General features: G+C 40.7%; 23 protein-coding genes. 21 read left to right on the top strand and 2 right to left on the bottom strand.

Annotated elements, in window-relative coordinates:
• Positions 1-33: 33 nt before the first annotated feature.
• From HMPREF8571_RS10770 to tkt, 7 genes are all read left to right on the top strand, one after another.
• Positions 34-987: a class I SAM-dependent methyltransferase gene (locus tag HMPREF8571_RS10770; RefSeq protein WP_000345092.1), complete on the top strand. Its 954-nt coding sequence runs from the start codon at positions 34-36 to the stop codon at positions 985-987.
• Between the two features lie 50 nt (positions 988-1,037).
• Positions 1,038-2,228, top strand: coding sequence for an acetate kinase (locus tag HMPREF8571_RS10765; protein WP_000167798.1), 1,191 nt, complete (start codon positions 1,038-1,040; stop codon positions 2,226-2,228).
• A 160-nt stretch (positions 2,229-2,388) separates the two neighbouring features.
• Complete coding sequence (rnpA, locus tag HMPREF8571_RS10760) at positions 2,389-2,760, top strand: ribonuclease P protein component (protein ID WP_000739254.1); 372 nt, start codon at positions 2,389-2,391, stop codon at positions 2,758-2,760.
• Entirely contained in the window at positions 2,735-3,562 is an 828-nt protein-coding gene (locus HMPREF8571_RS10755; protein ID WP_025168481.1) for a YidC/Oxa1 family membrane protein insertase, read from the top strand. The genes rnpA and HMPREF8571_RS10755 overlap by 26 nt, the downstream gene beginning before the upstream one ends.
• 14 nt (positions 3,563-3,576) lie before the next feature.
• Positions 3,577-4,563 carry an RNA-binding cell elongation regulator Jag/EloR gene (jag, locus tag HMPREF8571_RS10750; RefSeq protein WP_000242599.1) on the top strand — a complete coding sequence of 329 codons (987 nt, stop codon included), beginning with the start codon at positions 3,577-3,579 and terminating at the stop codon, positions 4,561-4,563.
• Between the two features lie 51 nt (positions 4,564-4,614).
• Positions 4,615-5,238 (top strand): hypothetical protein, encoded by a 624-nt coding sequence (locus HMPREF8571_RS10745; RefSeq protein WP_000970734.1) that lies wholly within the window; start codon positions 4,615-4,617, stop codon positions 5,236-5,238.
• A 118-nt stretch (positions 5,239-5,356) separates the two neighbouring features.
• The gene (gene tkt / locus HMPREF8571_RS10740; RefSeq protein ID WP_000067908.1) at positions 5,357-7,333 is read left to right on the top strand and encodes a transketolase; all 1,977 of its coding nucleotides are present in this window, start codon (positions 5,357-5,359) and stop codon (positions 7,331-7,333) included.
• A 113-nt stretch (positions 7,334-7,446) separates the two neighbouring features.
• On the opposite strand, the gene HMPREF8571_RS10735 is transcribed toward tkt, so the two are convergent.
• The gene (locus HMPREF8571_RS10735) at positions 7,447-8,067 is read right to left on the bottom strand and encodes a hypothetical protein (RefSeq protein WP_000277955.1); all 621 of its coding nucleotides are present in this window, start codon (positions 8,065-8,067) and stop codon (positions 7,447-7,449) included.
• A 79-nt stretch (positions 8,068-8,146) separates the two neighbouring features.
• On the opposite strand from HMPREF8571_RS10735, the gene HMPREF8571_RS10730 reads away from it, so the two are divergent.
• The 9 genes from HMPREF8571_RS10730 to gap all read left to right on the top strand — a co-directional run bounded on the left by HMPREF8571_RS10730 (position 8,147) and on the right by gap (position 17,133).
• Positions 8,147-8,347: a hypothetical protein gene (locus HMPREF8571_RS10730; RefSeq protein ID WP_000868619.1), complete on the top strand. Its 201-nt coding sequence runs from the start codon at positions 8,147-8,149 to the stop codon at positions 8,345-8,347.
• A 267-nt stretch (positions 8,348-8,614) separates the two neighbouring features.
• A complete protein-coding gene (gene yajC, locus HMPREF8571_RS10725) occupies positions 8,615-8,935 on the top strand; it encodes a preprotein translocase subunit YajC (RefSeq protein WP_025168480.1) in 321 nt (106 codons plus the stop codon).
• 48 nt (positions 8,936-8,983) lie between these two features.
• Positions 8,984-9,427, top strand: coding sequence for a low molecular weight protein-tyrosine-phosphatase (locus HMPREF8571_RS10720; RefSeq protein ID WP_000724858.1), 444 nt, complete (start codon positions 8,984-8,986; stop codon positions 9,425-9,427).
• Entirely contained in the window at positions 9,414-9,827 is a 414-nt protein-coding gene (locus HMPREF8571_RS10715) for an MORN repeat-containing protein (RefSeq protein WP_000410448.1), read from the top strand. The genes HMPREF8571_RS10720 and HMPREF8571_RS10715 overlap by 14 nt, the downstream gene beginning before the upstream one ends.
• A 296-nt stretch (positions 9,828-10,123) precedes the next feature.
• The gene (adhE, locus tag HMPREF8571_RS10710) at positions 10,124-12,775 is read left to right on the top strand and encodes a bifunctional acetaldehyde-CoA/alcohol dehydrogenase (protein WP_000764003.1); all 2,652 of its coding nucleotides are present in this window, start codon (positions 10,124-10,126) and stop codon (positions 12,773-12,775) included.
• 132 nt (positions 12,776-12,907) lie between these two features.
• The gene (locus HMPREF8571_RS10705; protein ID WP_000998722.1) at positions 12,908-13,819 is read left to right on the top strand and encodes a helix-turn-helix domain-containing protein; all 912 of its coding nucleotides are present in this window, start codon (positions 12,908-12,910) and stop codon (positions 13,817-13,819) included.
• Positions 13,820-13,994: 175 nt separating this feature from the next.
• Positions 13,995-14,678: an ABC transporter ATP-binding protein gene (locus HMPREF8571_RS10700; protein ID WP_004240536.1), complete on the top strand. Its 684-nt coding sequence runs from the start codon at positions 13,995-13,997 to the stop codon at positions 14,676-14,678.
• The gene (locus HMPREF8571_RS0102025) at positions 14,647-15,948 is read left to right on the top strand and encodes an ABC transporter permease (RefSeq protein WP_004240534.1); all 1,302 of its coding nucleotides are present in this window, start codon (positions 14,647-14,649) and stop codon (positions 15,946-15,948) included. Before HMPREF8571_RS10700 ends, HMPREF8571_RS0102025 begins: the two co-directional genes overlap by 32 nt.
• Before the next feature lie 177 nt (positions 15,949-16,125).
• Complete coding sequence (gene gap / locus HMPREF8571_RS10695; RefSeq protein WP_000260681.1) at positions 16,126-17,133, top strand: type I glyceraldehyde-3-phosphate dehydrogenase; 1,008 nt, start codon at positions 16,126-16,128, stop codon at positions 17,131-17,133.
• Between the two features lie 78 nt (positions 17,134-17,211).
• Here gap and HMPREF8571_RS10690 read toward each other — a convergent pair whose 3' ends face one another.
• Entirely contained in the window at positions 17,212-18,087 is an 876-nt protein-coding gene (locus HMPREF8571_RS10690) for an RluA family pseudouridine synthase (protein ID WP_141553709.1), read from the bottom strand.
• An 86-nt stretch (positions 18,088-18,173) separates the two neighbouring features.
• On the opposite strand from HMPREF8571_RS10690, the gene pbp2a reads away from it, so the two are divergent.
• The 5 genes from pbp2a (at position 18,174) to HMPREF8571_RS10665 (ending at position 21,943) form a co-directional block, all read left to right on the top strand.
• A complete protein-coding gene (gene pbp2a, locus HMPREF8571_RS10685) occupies positions 18,174-20,369 on the top strand; it encodes a penicillin-binding protein PBP2A (RefSeq protein WP_000762642.1) in 2,196 nt (731 codons plus the stop codon).
• 52 nt (positions 20,370-20,421) lie between these two features.
• Complete coding sequence (rpmG, locus tag HMPREF8571_RS10680; RefSeq protein WP_001809375.1) at positions 20,422-20,574, top strand: 50S ribosomal protein L33; 153 nt, start codon at positions 20,422-20,424, stop codon at positions 20,572-20,574.
• Between the two features lie 9 nt (positions 20,575-20,583).
• Positions 20,584-20,760 carry a preprotein translocase subunit SecE gene (gene secE, locus HMPREF8571_RS10675; RefSeq protein ID WP_000505776.1) on the top strand — a complete coding sequence of 59 codons (177 nt, stop codon included), beginning with the start codon at positions 20,584-20,586 and terminating at the stop codon, positions 20,758-20,760.
• 52 nt (positions 20,761-20,812) lie between these two features.
• Complete coding sequence (gene nusG / locus HMPREF8571_RS10670; RefSeq protein WP_000376729.1) at positions 20,813-21,349, top strand: transcription termination/antitermination protein NusG; 537 nt, start codon at positions 20,813-20,815, stop codon at positions 21,347-21,349.
• A gap of 120 nt (positions 21,350-21,469) precedes the next feature.
• Complete coding sequence (locus tag HMPREF8571_RS10665) at positions 21,470-21,943, top strand: hypothetical protein (RefSeq protein WP_001049380.1); 474 nt, start codon at positions 21,470-21,472, stop codon at positions 21,941-21,943.
• The last annotated feature ends 15 nt before the right edge of the window (positions 21,944-21,958 follow it).

The following is a 21,958-nucleotide window of genomic DNA, read 5'->3' as shown; positions in this document are numbered from 1 at the left end:
GAAAAAATAGGGGAATTTTGATAAGATAGGAATATGGATTTTGAAAAAATTGAACAAGCTTATACGTATTTACTAGAGAATGTCCAAATCATCCAAAGTGATTTGGCGACCAACTTTTATGATGCCTTAGTAGAGCAAAACAGTATCTACCTAGATGGCGAGACTGAGCTAAAGCAGGTCAAGGAGAACAATCAAGCCCTTAGGCGCTTAGCACTTCGCAAGGAAGAGTGGCTCAAGACCTACCAGTTTCTCTTGATGAAGGCAGGGCAAACGGAGCCTTTACAAGCCAATCACCAGTTTACACCGGATGCCATTGCCCTCCTCTTGGTACTTATTGTGGAAGAGTTGCTTCATAAAGAGGAAATTAGCATCCTCGAAATGGGTTCTGGCATGGGGATTCTGGGGGCTACCTTCTTGACTTCTCTTGCTAAAAAAGTGGATTACTTGGGAGTCGAAGTGGATGATTTGCTAATTGATCTGGCAGCCAGTATGGCAGATGTGATTGGTTTGCAGGCAGGTTTTGTTCAAGGTGATGCCGTTCGACCGCAAATGCTTAAAGAAAGCAATGTGGTCATCAGCGATTTGCCTGTCGGATATTATCCGGATGACACCATTGCATCTCGTTATCAAGTGGCTTCTAGCCAAGAACATACCTATGCCCACCATTTGCTGATGGAGCAAGGTCTCAAGTACCTCAAGTCAGATGGCTATGCTATTTTTCTGGCTCCGAGTGATTTGTTGACCAGCCCCCAAAGTGATTTGTTAAAAGCTTGGCTCAAAGACGAAGTCAGTCTGACTGCTATCATCGCCTTACCAGAGGATATTTTTTCAACGGCCAGTCAGGCTAAGAGTGTTTTCGTTTTACAAAAGAAAAGAGACAAGGAAATAGAACCCTTTGTCTATCCTCTAACAAGTCTGCAAGATCCGTCAGTATTGTTGACCTTTAAAGAAAATTTTCAAAATTGGAGCAAAGGTACTGAAATATAAGGTAGATTTTGTTATAATAGATGAAAACGCTTAAAAAGGGGTATCATGTTATGACAAAAACAATTGCAATCAATGCTGGAAGTTCGAGTTTGAAATGGCAACTTTACCAAATGCCAGAAGAAACTGTATTGGCGAAAGGCTTGATTGAACGTATTGGCTTGAAGGATTCAATCTCAACTGTAAAATTTGACGACCGTTCTGAAAAACAAATTCTTGATATTGACGATCACACACAAGCCGTTAAAATTTTATTGGATGATTTGATTCGTTTCGATATCATCAAATCTTATGATGAGATTACTGGTGTTGGACACCGCGTTGTAGCTGGTGGTGAATACTTCAAGGAATCAACGGTCGTTGAGGGTGATGTTTTAGAGAAAGTCGAAGAGTTGGGACTTTTGGCTCCTCTCCACAATCCAGCCAACGCAGCAGGAATTCGTGCATTCAAGGAATTGCTTCCGGATATCACTAGCGTTGTTGTGTTTGATACCTCATTCCACACAACCATGCCAGAAAAGGCTTATCGCTATCCTCTACCAACTAAATACTACACAGAGAACAAGGTTCGTAAATACGGAGCCCACGGGACAAGTCATCAGTTTGTAGCTGGAGAAGCAGCAAAACTTTTGGGACGCCCTCTAGAAGATTTGAAATTGATTACCTGCCACATCGGTAATGGTGTTTCGATTACGGCAGTTAAGGGCGGTCGTTCGGTTGACACTTCTATGGGCTTCACACCACTTGGCGGAGTGATGATGGGAACTCGTACAGGAGATATTGACCCAGCTATCATCCCTTATTTGATGCAGTATACTGAGGACTTCAACACGCCAGAAGATATCAGTCGCATTCTCAATCGTGAATCAGGACTCATGGGTGTTTCAGGCAAGTCAAGTGATATGCGTGATATCGAAGCAGCTGTAGCAGAAGGTAACCACGATGCGAAATTGGCTTATGAAATCTATGTTGACCGTATCCAAAAACACATCGGTCAATACCTTGCTGTCCTAAACGGAGCAGACGCAATCATCTTTACAGCAGGTGTTGGTGAAAATGCAGTAAATTTCCGTCGTGATGTTATTTCAGGCATCTCTTGGTTTGGATGTGATGTAGATTCAGAGAAGAACGTCTTTGGCGTAACTGGAGATATCTCAACAGATGCAGCATCTGTTCGTGTCTTGGTTATCCCAACTGATGAAGAATTAGTGATTGCGCGTGATGTGGAACGCTTGAAAAAATAAGCTTTTTTAACATTTTATTGAGCAAAGAATAGAAGAAAAGAAGGTCGGAAAACGTAGTTTCCCACCTTTTTTTATGGAGAAAATCTCTAAAACCTTGCTGTTATTGGCTTTTTGGAAAAATATGGTATAATAGTAGTAATTTAATAGATGGAGTTGAGTTTTGAAGAAAAACTTTCGTGTAAAAAGAGAGAAAGATTTTAAGGCAATTTTCAAGGAAGGAACAAGTTTTGCCAATCGAAAATTTGTTGTCTACCAATTGGAAAACCAGCAAAACCATTTTCGAGTAGGACTGTCCGTTAGTAAAAAACTGGGGAATGCAGTTACCAGAAATCAAATTAAGAGACGAATCCGACATATCATACAAAATGCAAAGGGAAGTCTGGTAGATCATGTCGATTTTGTTGTGATTGCTCGAAAAGGGGTGGAAACCTTGGAATATGCAGAGATGGAGAAAAATCTACTCCACGTATTAAAGTTATCAAAGATATACCAGGAAGGAAATGGGAGTGAAAAAGAAACTACAGTTGACTAGTTTGTTAGGTCTGTCCTTGTTTGCCATGACGGCCTGTGCAACAAATGGTACAGCTAGCGATATAACGGCCGATTCGACAGATCTTTGGAGCAAATTTGTCTATTTTTTTGCTGAAATTATCCGCTTTTTGTCCTTTGACATTAGTATCGGAGTGGGGATTATTCTCTTCACGATTTTGATCCGAACGATTCTATTACCGGTCTTTCAGACACAGATAGTTGCCTCTAGAAAAATGCAAGAGGCTCAACCGCGCATCAAGGCTCTGCAAGAACAATATCCGGGTCGTGATATGGAAAGTAGAACCAAGCTAGACCAGGAGATGCGGAAGGTCTATAAAGAATTGGGAGTCAAACATTCGTCCTCTATTTGGCCGATTCTAATACAAATGCCGGTCCTCTTGGCTTTGTTCCAAGCCTTGAGTCGAGTGGAATTTTTAAAAACAGGGCACTTCTTATGGGTGAACCTAGGGGGAGTAGACACAAGCTTTATCCTTCCGATTTTGGCGGCAGTCTTTACCTTCTTGAGTAGTTGGTTATCAAATAAGGCCTTGCCTGAAAGAAGTGGAGCTATGACAGGGATGATGTACGGGATGCCAGTACTGATCTTTATCTTTGCCATCTCTGCGCCTAGTGGAGTTGCCTTATACTGGGCAGTATCCAATGCTTATCAAGTTTTGCAAACCTATTTCTTGAACAATCCTTTCAAGATTATTGCTGAAAGAGAAGCAGTAGTCCAAGCAGAAAGAGATTTAGAAGGCAAGAAGAGAAGAGCCTTGAAGAAAGCACAGAAAAAGAAAAAATAAGGAGGAATCTGGTAATGGTATTATTTACAGGTTCAACGGTTGAAGAAGCAATCCAAAAAGGGTTGAAAGAATTAAATATTTCAAGAATGAAGGCCCACATCAAGGTCGTTTCAAAAGAGAAAAAAGGTTTCTTGGGCTTGTTTGGTAAGAAGCCAGCTCAAGTTGATATCGAAGCAATCAGTGAAACAACAGTGATTAAAGCCAATCAACAGGCTGTCAAAGGTGTTCCAAAAGAAGTCAATGAAAAGAATGAACCAGTGAAAACAGTCAGCGAAGCGACAGTTGATTTGGGATATGTGGTTGAAGCCATCAAGAAAATTGAAGAAGAAGGCCAAGGTGTCTCTGAAGAGGTCAAGGTTGAAATCTTGAAAAATGAAAAACATGCCAGCACGATTTTGGAAGAAACAGGTCATATTTCAATTTTAAATGAACTACAAGCAGAAGATGCTACTGAGGAAGTTAAGCCTGCTCCAGAAAAAGAAGCTGAAACGCAAGAAGTAGCGAGCCAATCCTTGGAAGATTTGGGCTTAAAAGTAGAGCCAAGTTATGATACCGAACAAGTGGCAACAGAAGTAGCTAGCTACGTTCAAACCATTGTGGATGATATGGATGTTGAAGGTACGATTTCGAGCGACTGCAATCGTCGTACCATCAATCTTCAAATTGACACCAACGAACCAGGTCGTATTATCGGCTATCATGGAAAAGTCTTGAAGGCCCTTCAACTCTTGGCACAAAATTATCTTTATAATCGTTATTCAAGAACTTTCTATATTACGATTAATGTCAATGATTATGTTGAACACCGTGCAGAAGTGTTACAAACCTACGCTCAAAAATTGGCGAATCGCGTTTTGGAGGAAGGTCGTAGCCAGCAAACAGATCCAATGTCGAATAGCGAACGCAAGATTATCCATCGCATTATTTCACGCATGGATGGAGTGACTAGCTATTCTGAAGGTGATGAGCCAAATCGCTATGTTGTCGTAGATACAGAATAAACAAAATCAGGTTTGACCTGATTTTTTGCTAGAAAAAAGGAGAAGAGACCGATGATGGAAACCATCAGAAACTATCTATCTTACGCGGGGATCCAGTATCGTAATCCAGATAAGTCTGGAGATGAGCGAGAGAAGATGCTGGAATTGCGCAACAAAGGGCAGGAGGCTCGTAAGGCTTTTACAAATCTGGCCAAGACCTTCCAAGCAAGTCATCCCGAATGGCAATTGCAACAGACTAGTCAGTGGATGAATCAAGCGCAGCGCTTGCGACCGCATTTCTGGGCCTATCTACAGAGAGAGGGGCAGGTAACAGAACCCATGTTGGCTCTGCGTTTGTATGGGGAGGCCTCAGATTTTGGGATTTCCTTAGAAGTCAGTTTCATCGAGCGCAAGAAGGATGAGCAGACGCTGAGCAAACAAGCCAAGATTTTAGAGCTTCCACCAGTAGAAGGAATCTATTATCTAACATACACCGATGGTCAAAGTCAAAAGGTAGAAGCTAATGAAGAAAACCGTCTGCTCTTACGCGAGAAGGTGCGCAATCAGGAAATCCGTAAAGTTTTGGTCAAGTCAGATGTTTCCTTCATTGAAAATCAGTCAGTAGAAGCGATATTGGAGAAGCTAGAAGACGCTTATACTCGCTTGCTCCCGTACTATGAAGTGACGAGGGGATAGACAAATCAAATGTGATAGATGAACGCAAATTGTTTTATTGCTATTCTATACATTTTTTCATATAATAGTAAAATAGGATGTGTGATTCATTAATCACCTCAAAGAGAAAGGAAATTCTATGTCAAATCTATCTGTTAATGCAATTCGTTTTCTAGGTATTGACGCCATCAACAAAGCAAACTCAGGTCACCCAGGGGTGGTTATGGGGGCTGCTCCGATGGCCTATAGCCTCTTTACAAAACAACTTCGCATTAATCCAGCACAACCAAACTGGATCAACCGTGATCGCTTTATCCTCTCAGCAGGTCATGGCTCTATGTTGCTTTATGCCCTTCTTCACCTTTCTGGTTTTGAAGATGTTAGCATGGATGAGGTCAAGAACTTCCGTCAATGGGGTTCCAAAACGCCAGGTCACCCAGAATTTGGGCATACTGCAGGGGTTGACGCTACAACTGGTCCTCTAGGACAAGGGATTTCGACTGCTACTGGTTTTGCCCAAGCAGAACGTTTCCTAGCAGCGAAGTATAACCGTGAAGGCTACAATCTCTTTGATCACTACACTTATGTAATTTGTGGAGATGGAGACTTGATGGAAGGTGTCTCAAGTGAGGCGGCTTCATACGCAGGTTTGCAAAAACTAGACAAGTTGGTTGTCCTTTATGATTCAAATGACATCAACTTGGATGGTGAAACAAAGGATTCCTTTACTGAAAGTGTTCGTGACCGCTACAATGCCTACGGTTGGCACACAGCCTTGGTTGAAGATGGAACAGACTTGGAAGCAATCCATGCTGCTATCGAAGCAGCTAAAGCTTCAGGAAAACCATCTTTGATTGAAGTGAAGACTGTCATTGGATACGGTTCTCCAAACAAACAAGGAACTAATGCGGTACACGGTGCTCCTCTTGGAGCAGATGAAACTGCGGCTACTCGCCAGGCGCTCGGTTGGGACTATGAACCATTTGAAATTCCAGAACAAGTTTATGCTGATTTCAAAGAAAATGTTGCAGATCGTGGCGCATCAGCTTATCAAGCTTGGACAAAACTAGTTGCTGATTATAAAGAAGCTCATCCAGAACTGGCTGCAGAAGTAGAAGCCATTATCGACGGACGCGACCCAGTTGAGGTAACTCCAGCAGACTTCCCAGCCTTAGAAAATGGTTTCTCTCAAGCAACTCGTAATTCAAGTCAAGATGCTTTGAATGTTGTAGCTGCCAAGTTACCAACTTTCCTAGGTGGATCAGCTGACCTCGCTCACTCAAACATGACTTACATCAAAACGGATGGACTTCAAGATGATGCCAATCGCTTGAACCGCAACATTCAGTTTGGTGTTCGTGAATTTGCAATGGGAACGATTTTGAACGGGATGGCCCTTCATGGTGGACTTCGTGTATACGGTGGTACTTTCTTTGTCTTCTCTGACTATGTGAAAGCAGCTGTCCGTTTGTCAGCCTTACAAGGACTTCCTGTGACTTATGTCTTCACCCATGACTCTATTGCGGTTGGTGAAGATGGTCCAACTCACGAACCAGTTGAACACCTAGCAGGTCTTCGTGCTATGCCAAATCTCAATGTTTTCCGCCCAGCAGATGCGCGTGAAACTCAAGCAGCTTGGTACCTTGCAGTGACAAGCGAAAAAACACCAACTGCCCTTGTCTTGACACGTCAAAACTTGACTGTTGAAGAGGGAACAGACTTTGGCAAGGTTGCTAAAGGTGCCTATGTTGTCTATGAAAATGCAGCTGACTTTGATACCATCTTGATTGCAACAGGTTCAGAGGTGAATTTGGCTGTCGCAGCTGCCAAAGAATTGGCTAGTCAAGGTGCAAAAGTCCGCGTAGTCAGCATGCCATCTACAGATGTCTTTGACGCACAAGACGCAGCTTATAAAGAAGAAATCCTTCCAATTGCAGTTCGTCGTCGAGTTGCAGTCGAAATGGGAGCAACCCAAAACTGGTACAAATATGTTGGTCTTGATGGTGCAGTTCTCGGTATTGATACCTTTGGAGCATCTGCCCCAGCACCAAAAGTATTGGCAGAGTATGGATTTACTGTTGAAAACCTTGTAGACCTTGTGAATAACTTGAAATAATGAAATTAAAAGTTTTAAGGAATTCAATCGTAGATGATTGCTTATAAAAATGGTGGAACGAATTTCGTTCCACCATTTTCTATAGGACCTAAAAGAGATGTTAGATTAATTTATTAAAAATTAACGTAGGTGGTTTCAGTTTTGACATATCCTGAGTAGTTAGAATTTTTATAAAACTGAGTAATAAATTTCCACTTCCTTTGATATGCATTTATATAAGTGGTAGTGATGTAGTACGGATAAGGGCTATTTGATTGAAGCCAGGATTGATAGACGCCTATACCAGAAAATGCTGCGCCGATTATCCAAGTCCAAGGACCACCAATAATAGCTCCTAATTTTGCAAAGAATGCACTTAACCCCAAATTCATCAAATTATCTCTAAAAGAATTTTCCAGTACATTTCCTCTAACGGTTGAGACATAATGCCAAGCCTTTGGATTTATTGCCCTAAAAGTTACCGAGTTGCTAATGAAATTTCTCTCATACTCACTAAAAAATTGACCATTTAAATATACACCATCTGGACGTTTTTCGACAATATCTTTTCTTCCATCACCATAAACAATTTCAAGAACGGCATCGTTTATGATATTTATCTGTGTAGAGTCTGAACTATCATCGATTTGTGTTGCATATGGTTCATTGTTTGCCAAAACAGATAGTGGTGAGATAGCACCAACACATAAGCAAATCGTAGCTAAAAGACAAAAGTACTTGAATTGTTTATACATGACGAGTTCTCCTTTTTATTTGATTTTTTTTCAATTTAATCATACACTAAAAGCATAGAAAAAGAAAGCGGTAACATAAATGAAAGTATCTATTCTTTTTAAAAAAAGTTTCTGGCCAACCTTTTTGATTTTTCACCAAACAGTGATACTCTTGAATTTAAAGGATGGCTTGGATCGCCAATACCTAACAACGGATTCCATATATTGGGTGATGGGGACATTTCTATTCGGAAATATTTTAGTGGCAGTATTTAGTAATGTCAAGATAAGAAAGGACTAAGAAGGTATTTGTGCCTTCTTTTTGTCTGCAATATGATAGCGTAGATATTCAGATATCGTTGCACTGTTACCATATTTATTATATCATAAACAATGAAAAGGCTTTTGGTGAAGGAGGGATGTGGGATTCTAATTGTTTTTGAACGTCATGAGTATCACATACAAAGTTTTTTATTGGCATAAAAACAAGGCACAACCTTGTAAAAGTAGTTGAAATTTGATATAGTAGTCCTATGTAAAATACAAAGGAGAAAATAATATGGAAAATATTAGTCCAAATTTAACATTTGTGATCATGCTTGTAGGTATGTTTGCCTTGATGTTCTTTATGCAACGTTCTCAAAAGAAACAAGCACAAAAGCGTATGGAAAGCTTGAACAAGCTTCAAAAAGGCTATGAAGTGATCACAATCGGTGGACTCTACGGAACGGTGGATGAAGTAGATACTGAGAAACGAACAATCGTACTGGACGTAGATGGTGTTTATTTGACTTTTGAATTAGCTGCTATAAAGACAGTGTTGCCCCTCAAAGAAGCTGTGACACCAGAAGGAGCAGTTATCGACGAAAGTGGAGCAATCGAAGAATAAAACGGGATCCTATCACTCCCGTTTTTCTATGATATGAGAGGAAAAGGGATGAAAAAAATAGTATTTGTGTGCTTGGGAAATATTTGCCGCAGTCCTATGGCAGAGTTTGTGATGAAGTCCATGACGAGTGATTATCAAGTTGAGAGTCGTGCAACTTCGTCTTGGGAACATGGCAATCCGATTCATAAGGGAACGCAAGGGATTTTCCAGCAGTATCAGATTCCTTATGACAAAGACAAAACATCGCTTCAGATTGGCAGAGAAGACTTTGAGTCGTTTGATTATATTATCGGTATGGATGCTTCAAACGTTTCAGATTTGCGTCAAATGTGTCCTCAGAAACAAGAGCACAAGATTTATGCTTTTGCATCTGAAAGTGTTCCGGATCCATGGTACACAGGAGATTTTGAGGAAACCTATGCGCGCATCACAAGTGGATGCCAAAGCTGGTTAGACCGTTTAGAAAATGAGAGTGACAATGGAAAAGTTTAAAGAAATCTTCGAAAAATATCGAGTATATCTAACTCGCCCGCGTATAGAGATTGCAACCGTTCTGCTAATCGCTATCTGTGCCTTGTCAGTTTTTCTACTAAACATACCAAAAAAAGGAGTACTGACACTTGACAATGGTGCCCTTGTTTATGATGGAACCTTGGTAAGAGGAAAGATGAATGGTCAGGGGACTATGACTTTTGAAAACGGGGACCAATACACAGGAGAGTTCAATAATGGGGCTTTCAATGGTAAAGGAACCTTCCAGTCCAAATCTGGCTGGAAATACGAAGGCGATTTTGTAAACGGCCAGGCCGAAGGTCAAGGGAAATTGACAACCGAGCAAGAAGTTGTCTATGAAGGAAGCTTTAAACAAGGCGTTTTCCAACAAAAACAATAACCTCCTAATTAGGGGGTATTCTTACAGACGAAAAAGAAAGCGCTTACCAAAATACTTGTTAGAGAAGAATCCTCAATGTAGAAAAAGTTTGTGAAATAAAAATATTTTTATTCTAATTTCACAATCATTAGAGTAAAATCCCATAGCACTGCGATATTGATAATAATTTCACAAATGAATAAAATTTCTTTGTGAAATCTGCATGAAACTGTTTACAAAGTCTGAAAAAAGAGTTATAATAAACTTGTGAAAAAATTAACAAAGGGTTTAAATCCTTTAAGGCTATGGAGGAAAATATGGCTGATAAAAAAACTGTAACACCTGAGCAAAAACAACTCGCTGCTGAAAAGCATGTAGACGGACTAGTACAAAAAGCTTTGGTTGCGCTTGATGAAATGCGCAAGTTGAACCAAGAACAAGTTGACTACATCGTAGCGAAAGCTTCAGTTGCAGCTCTTGATGCGCACGGTATCCTAGCACAACACGCAATTGAAGAAACTGGTCGTGGTGTATTTGAAGACAAGGCGACAAAAAACCTTTTTGCCTGTGAACATGTTGTGAATAACATGCGCGGAGTTAAAACTGTCGGAGTTATCGAAGATGATCCCGTTACAGGATTGACTAAGATTGCAGAACCTGTCGGTGTTGTGTGTGGTGTCACTCCAACAACAAACCCAACATCAACAGCAATTTTCAAATCATTGATTGCTTTGAAAACACGTAATCCAATCGTGTTTGCCTTCCACCCATCAGCTCAAGAATCTTCTGCCCATGCAGCACAAATCGTTCGTGATGCGGCAATCGCAGCTGGAGCTCCTGAAAACTGTGTTCAATGGATTACAGAGCCATCTATGGAAGCAACTGGAGCGCTTATGAACCACGAAGGTATTGCGACTATCCTTGCAACTGGTGGTAATGCCATGGTTAAGGCTGCTTACTCATGTGGGAAGCCAGCTCTTGGGGTAGGTGCCGGAAACGTTCCAGCCTATATTGAGAAATCAGCTGACCTTCGTCAAGCTGCCCATGACATCGTTATGTCTAAATCCTTTGATAATGGTATGGTCTGTGCATCAGAGCAAGCGGTTATCATTGATAAAGAAGTATATGACGAATTTGTAGAAGAATTCAAATCATATCACACTTACTTTGTAAACAAAAAAGAAAAAGCCCTTCTTGAAGAATTCTGTTTCGGCGTTAAAGCAAACAGCAAAAACTGTGCTGGTGCTAAACTAAATGCCAACATCGTTGGTAAACCAGCTACATGGATTGCAGAACAAGCAGGATTCAGCGTTCCAGAAGGAACAAACATCTTGGCTGCAGAATGTGCAGAAGTAGGACCAAAAGAACCATTGACTCGTGAGAAATTGTCACCAGTTATTGCTGTCCTAAAAGCTGAAGACACAGAAGATGGTCTTACAAAAGCTCGTCAAATGGTTGAGTTTAACGGACTTGGTCACTCAGCAGCTATCCATACAAAAGACGAAGAGCTTGCTAAACGCTTTGGTACAGAAATCAAAGCTATGCGTATTATCTGGAACTCTCCATCTACTTTCGGTGGTATCGGTGACGTATACAATGCCTTCATCCCATCATTGACACTTGGATGTGGTTCATACGGACGCAACTCAGTTGGTGATAACGTGAGCGCTATTAACCTTCTAAACATCAAGAAAGTAGGGAAACGTAGAAATAATATGCAATGGTTTAAAGTTCCTTCAAAAATTTACTTCGAACGCAATTCTATCCAATACCTTCAAACATGTGAAGATATTGAGCGCGTTCTGATTGTTACAGACAAATCTATCGAAAAACTTGGCTTTGTTCAACGTGTTATTGATCAATTGAACGCACGTAGCAACCGTGTAACTATCCAAGTATTCTCAGATGTTGAACCAGATCCAGACATCACAACTGTAGAACGTGGTGCTGAAGTGATGAAAGCATTTGAACCAGACACAATCATCGCTCTTGGTGGTGGTTCTCCAATGGACGCAGCCAAAGTAATGTGGCTCTTCTACGAACAACCAGAAATCGACTTCCGTGACTTGGTTCAAAAATTCATGGACATCCGTAAACGTGCCTTCCGCTTCCCATCACTTGGTAAGAAAGCGAAATACATCGGTATTCCAACAACTTCAGGTACAGGTTCAGAAGTAACACCATTTGCCGTTATCTCTGATAAGAAAAACAACCGTAAATACCCATTGGCTGACTACTCATTGACACCAACTATTGCCATTGTTGACCCTGCTTTGGTTGAATCCGTTCCAGACTTCATCGCTGCTGATACAGGTATGGATGTCTTGACTCACGCTACTGAAGCCTACACTTCAAACTTTGCTAACGACTACACAGACGGTATCGCGCTTCAAACAATCAAACTTGTCTTTGAATGGTTGGAAAAATCTGTTAAGACAGCTGACCCAGAAGCACGTGAAAAAATGCACAATGCGTCTACGATGGCTGGTATGGCCTTCGCCAATGCCTTCCTTGGTATGAGCCACTCAATGGCCCACAAGATCGGTGGTGTTCACCACACTGTTCACGGACGTACAAACGCAATCTTGCTTCCATATGTTATCCGTTACAACGGAACTCGTCCATCTAAGACGACTACATGGCCTAAATACAACTACTGGAAAGCTGATGAGAAATTCCAAGACATCGCGAAAATGCTTGGCTTGCCTCACTCAACTCCAGAAGAAGCAGTTGAAGCATACGCTAAAGCTGTTTACGAACTTGGTGTTGCAGTAGGTATCAAGATGAACTTTAAGGATCAAGGAATTGATGAAAAAGCTTGGAAAGACAGCTTGCATGAAATTGCCTTGCTTGCTTATGAAGATCAATGTTCACCTGCTAACCCACGCTTGCCAATGGTAGCTGACATGGAAGAAATCATGGCAGATGCTTACTATGGTTATGCAGAACGTCCAGGACGTCGTAAATAATCGTTTATCAGCCTAGAGACAGGAGAAATCCTGTCTCTTTTTTGTACATTTTCTTGAAAAATGGTATAATAAGCGCATATGTTTGTTTGACTATCAAAGTTTTTGTATCGAGCCGAGGGAGAAATGTAAGAAATGAATGATTTAGGGGAAAAGGTACGGCTTCTTAGAGAGGAGAAAGGGCTTAGTCGTCCAGTCTTTTGTGGGGATGAGTCTGAATTATCCGTCCGTCAGTTGGTCCGCATCGAAAAAGGAGAGTTTCGTCCTACGATAAAAACACTAGAATATATTGCGGATAGGCTAGGCATTCCATCCTATGTCTTGATGCCAGACTACAAGGAATTACCCAAGCGTTACCAAGAATTAAAATACTTTCTTCTTCATCATCCTGACTATGGAGACAAAGAGTTGCAGGAACAGAAGGAAGAATATTTTGATGAGATTTTTGAATATTTTTATGATGATTTGCCACGTGATGAGAAGGTGATAGTGGATTGTCTTCAAGCTATAGATGAGGTGAGATCGACTGATGATGAACAGTATGGCCTTGCGCTAGTAGATGAGTATTTGGACGAACTTTGTAATCAAGGTGAGTTTTCGTTTTCAGATTTTTTAAAAATTAGATTGTATTTTTTATGTAGTTATTTAGAAAATATTAAAAAAGGACACTTATCTATTGATAAGCAGACAAAACTTCAATCAATGTTTCAAAAGGTTTGTGATAGAGTAGAGAAAAGTAGTGCCAAAGATTTATTTCTAGTTCGAGACGTGTTATTTGCAGGATTAGGTAGTTGTGAACTGCTTAACAACCTAGAGTTATTTAAGTTGGCGGTGGAAAAACTCAATTGGATTGCTGAAAAAACACGAGATTTTCAAAAACAACCGATTGTCTTGATGGTGGAGTGGAAATATTATATTCAGACGGATTATGAAACAGCCAAACAAAAGTATGAAGAAGCAAAAATGATGGCAAGGATGTTTGGCAATGAGAAGTTACTCGTTAGTTTAGACAATGAATGGGCCGAGGATCTAGAAAGATATCGTTAAAGAGTTTATAGGAGTGACATTTCTGTCATTGGAGGAATGTCGCTTTTTTGTTAAAATGGATTCGAAAAAAGAAGGAATTTTTTTGAATCTGATTCTGTTAGATTAATTTATATTAGCATTGTTTATTTTAGTTTGTATCGGTACACGATAACGCAAGTGATTAAAGGAGATTATAATGTCTATTTTATCCATGAAAAATATTTCAAAATTTTACGCTTTGGACGGCAAACATAAAGAGCAGGCTCTAAGAAATATTAACCTGCAGATTTCTGAAGGGAAAATCACGGCGATTTATGGTCCGTCAGGCTGTGGAAAAACCAGTCTATTAAATATTATCAGCGGTTTAGATAGGGAGTACGAGGGAATTTTAGACTTTAAAGGAGAGTCTCTCAAGGAATTGTCAGAGGTTGAATTGACTCAATTTCGCAAAGACAACATTGGGTTTGTCTTTCAAAACTTCAATCTCATCCCCCATCAATCTGTTCTAGATAATGTCAAGTTGCCTCTCTATGTCAAAGATTTATCGGATAAAGAAATGACAAGGATCGCTCAGGAGCAACTTCTCAGTCTAGGGATGGAGCCTTTTATGGCTAAGAATGTAAAACAGCTTTCTGGTGGGCAAAAACAACGTGTAGCCATTGCACGTGCTTTGGTAAATCAACCAGATATGATTGTAGCTGATGAACCAACTGGATCGCTCGATTCTCAATCTCAGGAGATGGTTTTGGAAGTGTTCAAAAATTTGGCCCAAGTAGGGAAAACTGTACTGATTGTTACTCATAACCCGGAGGTTACTGAGTATGCAGATGTGATTGTTAAAATGAAGGATGGTGAAGTCGTTGAAGAAGTCAAAAAATAAAGGATTGTCTTTTAAAAACAAATTCAAACTTTCTTTAAGTAACTTTATGGAAAGAAAGTGGCGTAACTTGTTGATTGCAGTGGCAACCTCGATTGGTTTTGTAGGCGTGTTGATTTCTTTTGGTCTAGGGAATGCCTTGATTTCAATGATTGATGAAAATACCAACGGTGGCAAGCTTCCTTCCCAAGTTCAGATTGCACTGAATTCCAGCGTTGCTGGAAGAGGTTTTCTAAATCAAGATGATAAGAACTATATCACAGATACGATTGGGAAAGAAAACATTAAATATCTAGAGAGTCCTTTTGGCATAACCATGTCAAAGATCAGCATAGACGGACACGAAGTGGATTTTAGCCAAGCCCTGCCTTCTTATGCTCAGGTCGTGAGTTTGTATGAAGATACAAGTATTTCTGTTAGTAGCAATGAAAAAGAAAAAGTGCTAGCAGGCTCTCTTTATACGGATGTTAACGAGGAGGGATTGACGATTCCGATGAGTTTGCTCAAAAATTGGAATGAACAAACCGGGAAGGATCTGACAGCTAGTGATGTGATTGGCAAACCAGTCTCGGCAACCATTGTAGAAAATGCTGCTGAAGGTAGCAAGTTGGCAGGTTTTCAAACTCATATTGTGCGTGTAATCAATGATGAAGATGATGCAGAGGATAGTAATAGTTTTATGGCTTCCAAGCAGATGGAAACGATTTTAAAAGAAGCTGAATTCACAAAGGCCGTATCCTATTTTATTTTTGAGCTTAAAGACCCATCTCGTACGAAAACAGTAACAGAAGAATTGCAGAAAAATAAGAAGTACACAGTTCTCTCTCAACAGGCTGTTCTTGATATTGTGATTACCTTTATTCGTGTCATCCAGGGATTACTGATTGTGCTTTCTTCACAAGCGATTGTGGTGGCAGCAGTTATGATAGGCATCATCATTTATATCAATATCATGCAACGTTCTAAGGAAATCGGTGTCATGAAGGCCGTTGGTTATCAAAATAGAGATGTGAAAGGAATCTTTATCTACGAAGCTCTTTGGATTGTAGGAATTGCCTTGTTTATAGCTTTCATCATTGCTCAAGGGCTAGGCAGTCTAGCGAATGTTATTGTTCGCCATTTCTATCCATCAATCTCTAAAGTTTTTGAATTAAATCTTCTCTCTATTTTAGGGACCTTCATTTTTGCTTTGTTTCTTGGCTATATTTCTGCCTTCTTCCCAGCACGTAAGATTAGCAAAATGGATCCTGTAGAATCCTTACGCTATGAGTAGAGAAAGAAATTACAGAGGCTTCCTATCAAAAAGAAACTGACATAGAAAATCAAGGTCAGCACTTGCAATTAAGCTCAAATAGTTATATAATAGGTTCGTTGAAAGGTGATTTGTAGTGATTCAAGTTACTCTTTTCACAATAAAAATTTCATGATTTTCATAAGGAGGAAATCACTAATGGTAGTTAAAGTTGGTATTAACGGTTTCGGACGTATCGGTCGTCTTGCTTTCCGCCGTATCCAAAACGTAGAAGGTGTTGAAGTTACTCGCATCAACGACCTTACAGATCCAGTTATGCTTGCTCACTTGTTGAAATACGACACAACTCAAGGTCGTTTCGACGGTACTGTAGAAGTTAAAGAAGGTGGATTCGAAGTTAACGGTAAATTCGTTAAAGTTTCTGCTGAACGTGATCCAGAACAAATCGACTGGGCTACTGACGGTGTAGAAATCGTTCTTGAAGCAACTGGTTTCTTCGCTAAGAAAGATGCAGCTGAAAAACACCTTAAAGGTGGAGCTAAGAAAGTTGTTATCACTGCTCCTGGTGGAAACGACGTTAAAACAGTTGTATTTAACACTAACCACGACGTTCTTGACGGTACTGAAACAGTTATCTCAGGTGCTTCATGTACTACAAACTGCTTGGCTCCAATGGCTAAAGCTCTTCAAGACAACTTCGGTGTTGTTGAAGGATTGATGACTACTATCCACGCTTACACTGGTGACCAAATGATCCTTGACGGACCACACCGTGGTGGTGACCTTCGCCGTGCTCGTGCTGGTGCTGCAAACATCGTTCCTAACTCAACTGGTGCTGCTAAAGCTATCGGTCTTGTAATCCCAGAATTGAATGGTAAACTTGACGGATCTGCACAACGTGTTCCAACTCCAACTGGATCAGTTACTGAATTGGTAGCAGTTCTTGAAAAGAACGTTACTGTTGATGAAGTGAACGCAGCTATGAAAGCAGCAGCTAACGAATCATACGGTTACACAGAAGATCCAATCGTATCTTCAGATATCGTAGGTATGGCTTACGGTTCATTGTTCGACGCAACTCAAACTAAAGTTCTTGACGTTGACGGCAAACAATTGGTTAAAGTTGTATCATGGTACGACAACGAAATGTCATACACTGCACAACTTGTACGTACTCTTGAATACTTTGCAAAAATTGCTAAATAATTCATGAGTTGATAAAAGCAAGACCAATAGGTCTTGCTTTTTCTATTTTTAGATAAAACAAAATGGATGATTTAGCGGTCATCCATTCTTTTTTAATTCTCTCTCAAATGTATCAGAAAGAGCAGTGAAGCTAAACTTTTCTAGGGTGAGTGGATGGGTAAAGGACAGTCGGAAGGCATGGAGCATGAGCCGGCTTGTCTTTGATTGACTATTATAGAGAGGGTCTCCTAGAATAGGGTGTTTATGGTGAGAAAGGTGAACACGGATTTGATGGGTTCGGCCTGTCTTTAGCTTGCAACGAACAAGAGAAGTCTTATTTGGAAATTGTTTTAATCGACTTACCTGGGTTTCGGCATGTTGCCCATTTTTGGGATCTACCACTCGTTTTCTGCGATCGTGTCGATCACGACCGATTTTATCTCGGAAGATAAGTTCTTTACTCCCTACTTGCCCCTCTACGAGTGCCCAGTACTCACGAGCGATTTCCTTTTTCTCCAACAAACGATTGAGAATGGGAAGGATAAAAGGATTTTTAGCGAAAAGCACTAAACCGCTTGTTTCCATATCCAGACGATGAACAACATAGCAAGTGTGACCAACGTAGGAAGAGACGTGGTTGAGAAGGGCGATTTCATCTGGTTGATTGCCGTGAGTTTTCATGCCTTCGGGTTTGTTGACAACAATGAGATATTGATCTTGATAAACTTCTTGAACGAGGTCTGGCTTGCCCCAAAGGATTTCCTTTGGGGGATAATCTTCCTCGTCAAAAGTTAACTGGCAAATATCCCCTGACTTGACCATCTCGTTCCAGTGAACTTCTTCGTGGTTAATTAAGATGTTCTTCTTTATTCTCAAAAAATGACGGATCTTTCTGGGAATGAGGAGTTGTTCCTCTAGGAATTGCTTGACCGTCATTTGAGGCAGGGATGATGGTAATGTAAATGTGAATTGCATACAGATATTGTAACAAAAAAAGGTCTATTTGGATAGGGAATAGCTAAATTCTTGAGTTCCTATGGTGAAGATGATAAAATAAACGCATGAAATTAGATAAATTATTTGAGAAGTTCCTTTCTCTCTTTAAAAAAGAAACGAGTGAATCAGCAGAGTCTGATTCTACTAGTATGCGTCGTTCTCGGAGCGATAGAAAAAAACTAGGCCATGTAGGTCCGATACGGAAATTTTGGCGCCGCTATCACTTAACAAAAATTGTGCTTATCATCGGATTGAGCACAGGATTGTTGGTGGGGACCTATCTGTTTGCCATAGCCAAGTCTACTAATGTCAATGACTTGCAGAATGCCTTGAAAACAAGAACTCTGATTTTTGACCGCGAAGAAAAAGAGGCTGGCGCCCTATCCGGTCAAAAGGGAACTTATGTTGAGCTGACAGATATTAGTAAAGACTTGCAGAATGCCGTCGTCGCGACAGAGGACCGTTCCTTCTATAAAAATGACGGGATTAACTATGGTCGCTTCTTCCTAGCTATTGTCACAGCAGGTCGTTCTGGAGGCGGTTCTACTATCACCCAACAGTTGGCGAAAAACGCCTATCTGTCCCAGGACCAGACCGTTGAACGGAAGGCCAAGGAGTTTTTCCTAGCTTTAGAATTGACAAAGAAATACAGCAAGGAGCAAATCCTTACTATGTACCTCAATAACGCCTACTTTGGGAATGGTGTCTGGGGTGTAGAGGATGCGAGTAAGAAATATTTCGGTGTATCGGCTGCGGAATTAACCCTTGATCAAGCGGCAACTCTAGCCGGGATGCTCAAGGGGCCAGAGTTGTATAATCCTTTGAATTCCATTGAAGATTCAACTAACCGCAGGGATACTGTATTACAAAACATGGTTGCGGCAGGCTATATTGATAAAAATCAAGAAACGGAAGCAGCTGGAGTAGATATGGCTTCTCAACTGCAAGATAAGTACGAAGGCAAGATTTCTGATTATCGTTACCCATCCTATTTTGACGCGGTTGTCAACGAAGCAGTTTCTAAGTATAATCTAACAGAAGAAGAGATTGTCAACAACGGTTATCGAATCTATACAGAACTTGACCAAAATTATCAAGCAAACATGCAGGTTATTTACGAAAACACTGCGCTATTTCCAACGGCAGAAGACGGAACGCATGCTGAATCAGGTAGTGTTGCTCTAGAGCCTAAAACGGGTGGAGTGCGTGGAGTTGTTGGTCGCGTAGCTGGTGATGACAAATCAGGTTTCCGTAATTTTAACTATGCAACTCAGTCTAAACGCAGCCCAGGCTCGACGATTAAGCCTTTGGTCGTTTACACTCCAGCCGTGGAAGCTGGATGGGCTCTGAACAAGCAACTGGACAACCACACCATGCAGTATGACAGTTATCAAGTAGACAACTATGCTGGCATTAAGACTTCTCCTGAAGTACCTATGTATCAAGCCCTGGCAGAATCACTCAACCTACCAGCGGTTGCGACTGTAAATGATTTGGGAATCAATAAGGCTTTTGAAGCTGGAACGAGATTTGGTCTGAATATGGAGAAAGTTGACCGGGTCCTCGGAGTTGCTCTGGGTGGAGGAGTAGAGACAAATCCTCTCCAAATGGCACAAGCCTATGCAGCCTTTGCTAACGAAGGTCTGATGCCCGAGGCGCATTTTATCACTCGTATCGAAAATGCCAGTGGACAAGTCATTAAGAGTCATAAGAACTCTCAAAAACGAGTGATTGATAAGTCGGTAGCCGATAAAATGACTAGTATGATGCTAGGAACATTTACTAATGGGACAGGGATTAGTTCATCGCCAGCAGATTATGTCATGGCAGGGAAGACAGGTACTACTGAGGCTGTTTTCAATCCGGAATATACCAGTGACCAGTGGGTGATTGGTTATACTCCAGATGTGGTAATTAGCCACTGGCTTGGCTTCCCAACGACAGATGAGAACCATTATCTAGCAGGTTCGACCTCTAATGGCGCTGCACATGTCTTTAGAAGCATGGCCAACACCATCTTACCTTACACTCCTGGCAGCACCTTTACGGTTGAGAATGCCTATAAGCAAAATGGTATTGAACCAGAAAATACCAAGCAACAAGTCGTTGAAAATGAATCAAATCAGACGGAAGATCCGCTAGGAGATATTCGTAGTCGTGCTCAAAATCTTGTAGATGAAGCAGGCCGGGCAATTTCAGAAGCCAAGATAAAAGAAAAAGCCCAGACAATATGGGACTCAATCCTCAATCTATTTCGCTAATAGGCTTGTCAAAGCCTAGGTTTCTTGTTATAATAGATAAGATGGAGGCGTTATGGCACTAAAAAAAGCAAGCCTAGCATGTGCAGTTTGCGGTTCAAGAAATTACTCAATCAAAATTAGTGGGAACCCCAAGCCAACACGACTAGAAGTAAATAAATTTTGTAAACATTGTGGAAAATATACGACACATAGAGAAACGAGATAGGAGAGAACGATGGGTTTTATTAAGGATATTTTTAAACTTCTTAAAGAAACAACTTGGCCAACTCGCAAAGAAAGCTGGAGAGATTTTCGCTCTATTATGGAATATACAGCCTTCTTTGTGGTCATCATTTACATTTTTGACCAGTTGATTGTTTCAGGTTTGATTCGATTTATTAACATTTTTTAGAAGAAAAGCGGAGAACTTTTGCTAGCTTTCTTCTATTATGAAAGGAAATATCATGGATAGTTTTGACAAGGGATGGTTTGTTCTACAAACTTATTCTGGCTATGAAAATAAGGTAAAAGAAAATCTATTGCAACGTGCGCAAACTTATAACATGTTGGATAATATTCTACGCGTTGAGATTCCAACACAAACTGTGCAAGTTGAGAAAAATGGAAAGAAAAAAGAAATTGAAGAGAATCGCTTTCCGGGTTATGTCCTTGTAGAAATGGTCATGACAGATGAAGCATGGTTCGTTGTTCGAAACACACCTAACGTAACAGGATTCGTCGGGTCACACGGGAACAGATCAAAACCAACTCCACTATTGGAACAAGAAATCCGTGATATTCTGGTTTCAATGGGACAAACTGTTCAGGAGTTCGACATTGACGTTGAAGTTGGTCAAACCGTCCGAATCATTGATGGTGCTTTTGCAGACTACACAGGTAAAATTACTGAAATTGATAACAACAAAGTGAAGATGATGATTTCTATGTTTGGTAATGATACGATTGCAGAAGTGAATCTCAACCAAATTGCAGAATTATAACCCCGGAGAGGCGCTGCCTCTCTTTTTATGTGCCGTTGAGGGCGGAAGAAGTATAGAATAGAGGAAAGAGACCCATAGGCTCTCGCATTCTGCTAGACTAAAGGCAGAAAGGAGAGATCTATGAATCTAAAAGAATTGTACGAAGAAAGCAAAGGGATTGTCCATAAGTGTCGAAAAGATTATCACCTCCATCTGTGGGAGATAGAGGACTGGGATCAGGAAGGTATGATGTGCCTGTATGAGTTGGTGAGTCATCATCCAGAGTTACTAGCGGGTGAACGCCACCAACTATATGTCTGCTTTAAAACTAAATTCCGAAATCGTATCCTAGATTACATCCGTAAACAGGAAAGTCACAAGCGTCGTTTCGATAAAGAACCCTATGAGGAGGTGAGTGAGATTAGTCACCGCTTAGGAGAAAAAGGGCTGAGACTGGATGATTATTATCTCTTTCACGAACTTCTGAAGACATACAAATCCGAGCAGAGTAAGGAAAAACAAGAGTTGGTGGACCGTCTCATGGGAGGAGAAATCTTCAGAGGACGCAAGGCCCTACTGAGGGAGCTTTCTATCGTCTTCCAAGAATTTGTATAGGTTTGAAAAAAGTTC

Origin of the sequence: Streptococcus mitis ATCC 6249 (assembly GCF_000146585.1) — a bacterium.
Classification (GTDB): Bacteria; Bacillota; Bacilli; order Lactobacillales; family Streptococcaceae; genus Streptococcus; species Streptococcus mitis_AZ.
Note: the sequence above shows the minus strand (reverse complement) of the source record. Positions and strands in the feature narration are given on the sequence as shown.

Coding starts and splice junctions, on each gene's coding strand:
- secE (WP_000505776.1), top strand. CDS start 20,584: ATGGGTTTTATTAAGGATATTTTTAAACTTCTTAAAGAAACAACTTGG.
- jag (WP_000242599.1), top strand. CDS start 3,577: ATGGTATTATTTACAGGTTCAACGGTTGAAGAAGCAATCCAAAAAGGG.
- HMPREF8571_RS10720 (WP_000724858.1), top strand. CDS start 8,984: ATGAAAAAAATAGTATTTGTGTGCTTGGGAAATATTTGCCGCAGTCCT.
- HMPREF8571_RS10665 (WP_001049380.1), top strand. CDS start 21,470: ATGAATCTAAAAGAATTGTACGAAGAAAGCAAAGGGATTGTCCATAAG.
- HMPREF8571_RS10705 (WP_000998722.1), top strand. CDS start 12,908: ATGAATGATTTAGGGGAAAAGGTACGGCTTCTTAGAGAGGAGAAAGGG.
- HMPREF8571_RS10730 (WP_000868619.1), top strand. CDS start 8,147: ATGAAAGTATCTATTCTTTTTAAAAAAAGTTTCTGGCCAACCTTTTTG.
- HMPREF8571_RS0102025 (WP_004240534.1), top strand. CDS start 14,647: ATGGTGAAGTCGTTGAAGAAGTCAAAAAATAAAGGATTGTCTTTTAAA.
- HMPREF8571_RS10735 (WP_000277955.1), bottom strand. CDS start 8,067: ATGTATAAACAATTCAAGTACTTTTGTCTTTTAGCTACGATTTGCTTA.
- pbp2a (WP_000762642.1), top strand. CDS start 18,174: ATGAAATTAGATAAATTATTTGAGAAGTTCCTTTCTCTCTTTAAAAAA.
- nusG (WP_000376729.1), top strand. CDS start 20,813: ATGGATAGTTTTGACAAGGGATGGTTTGTTCTACAAACTTATTCTGGC.
- adhE (WP_000764003.1), top strand. CDS start 10,124: ATGGCTGATAAAAAAACTGTAACACCTGAGCAAAAACAACTCGCTGCT.
- gap (WP_000260681.1), top strand. CDS start 16,126: ATGGTAGTTAAAGTTGGTATTAACGGTTTCGGACGTATCGGTCGTCTT.
- HMPREF8571_RS10770 (WP_000345092.1), top strand. CDS start 34: ATGGATTTTGAAAAAATTGAACAAGCTTATACGTATTTACTAGAGAAT.
- HMPREF8571_RS10690 (WP_141553709.1), bottom strand. CDS start 18,087: ATGCAATTCACATTTACATTACCATCATCCCTGCCTCAAATGACGGTC.
- HMPREF8571_RS10745 (WP_000970734.1), top strand. CDS start 4,615: ATGATGGAAACCATCAGAAACTATCTATCTTACGCGGGGATCCAGTAT.
- tkt (WP_000067908.1), top strand. CDS start 5,357: ATGTCAAATCTATCTGTTAATGCAATTCGTTTTCTAGGTATTGACGCC.
- HMPREF8571_RS10765 (WP_000167798.1), top strand. CDS start 1,038: ATGACAAAAACAATTGCAATCAATGCTGGAAGTTCGAGTTTGAAATGG.
- rpmG (WP_001809375.1), top strand. CDS start 20,422: ATGGCACTAAAAAAAGCAAGCCTAGCATGTGCAGTTTGCGGTTCAAGA.
- HMPREF8571_RS10715 (WP_000410448.1), top strand. CDS start 9,414: ATGGAAAAGTTTAAAGAAATCTTCGAAAAATATCGAGTATATCTAACT.
- HMPREF8571_RS10700 (WP_004240536.1), top strand. CDS start 13,995: ATGTCTATTTTATCCATGAAAAATATTTCAAAATTTTACGCTTTGGAC.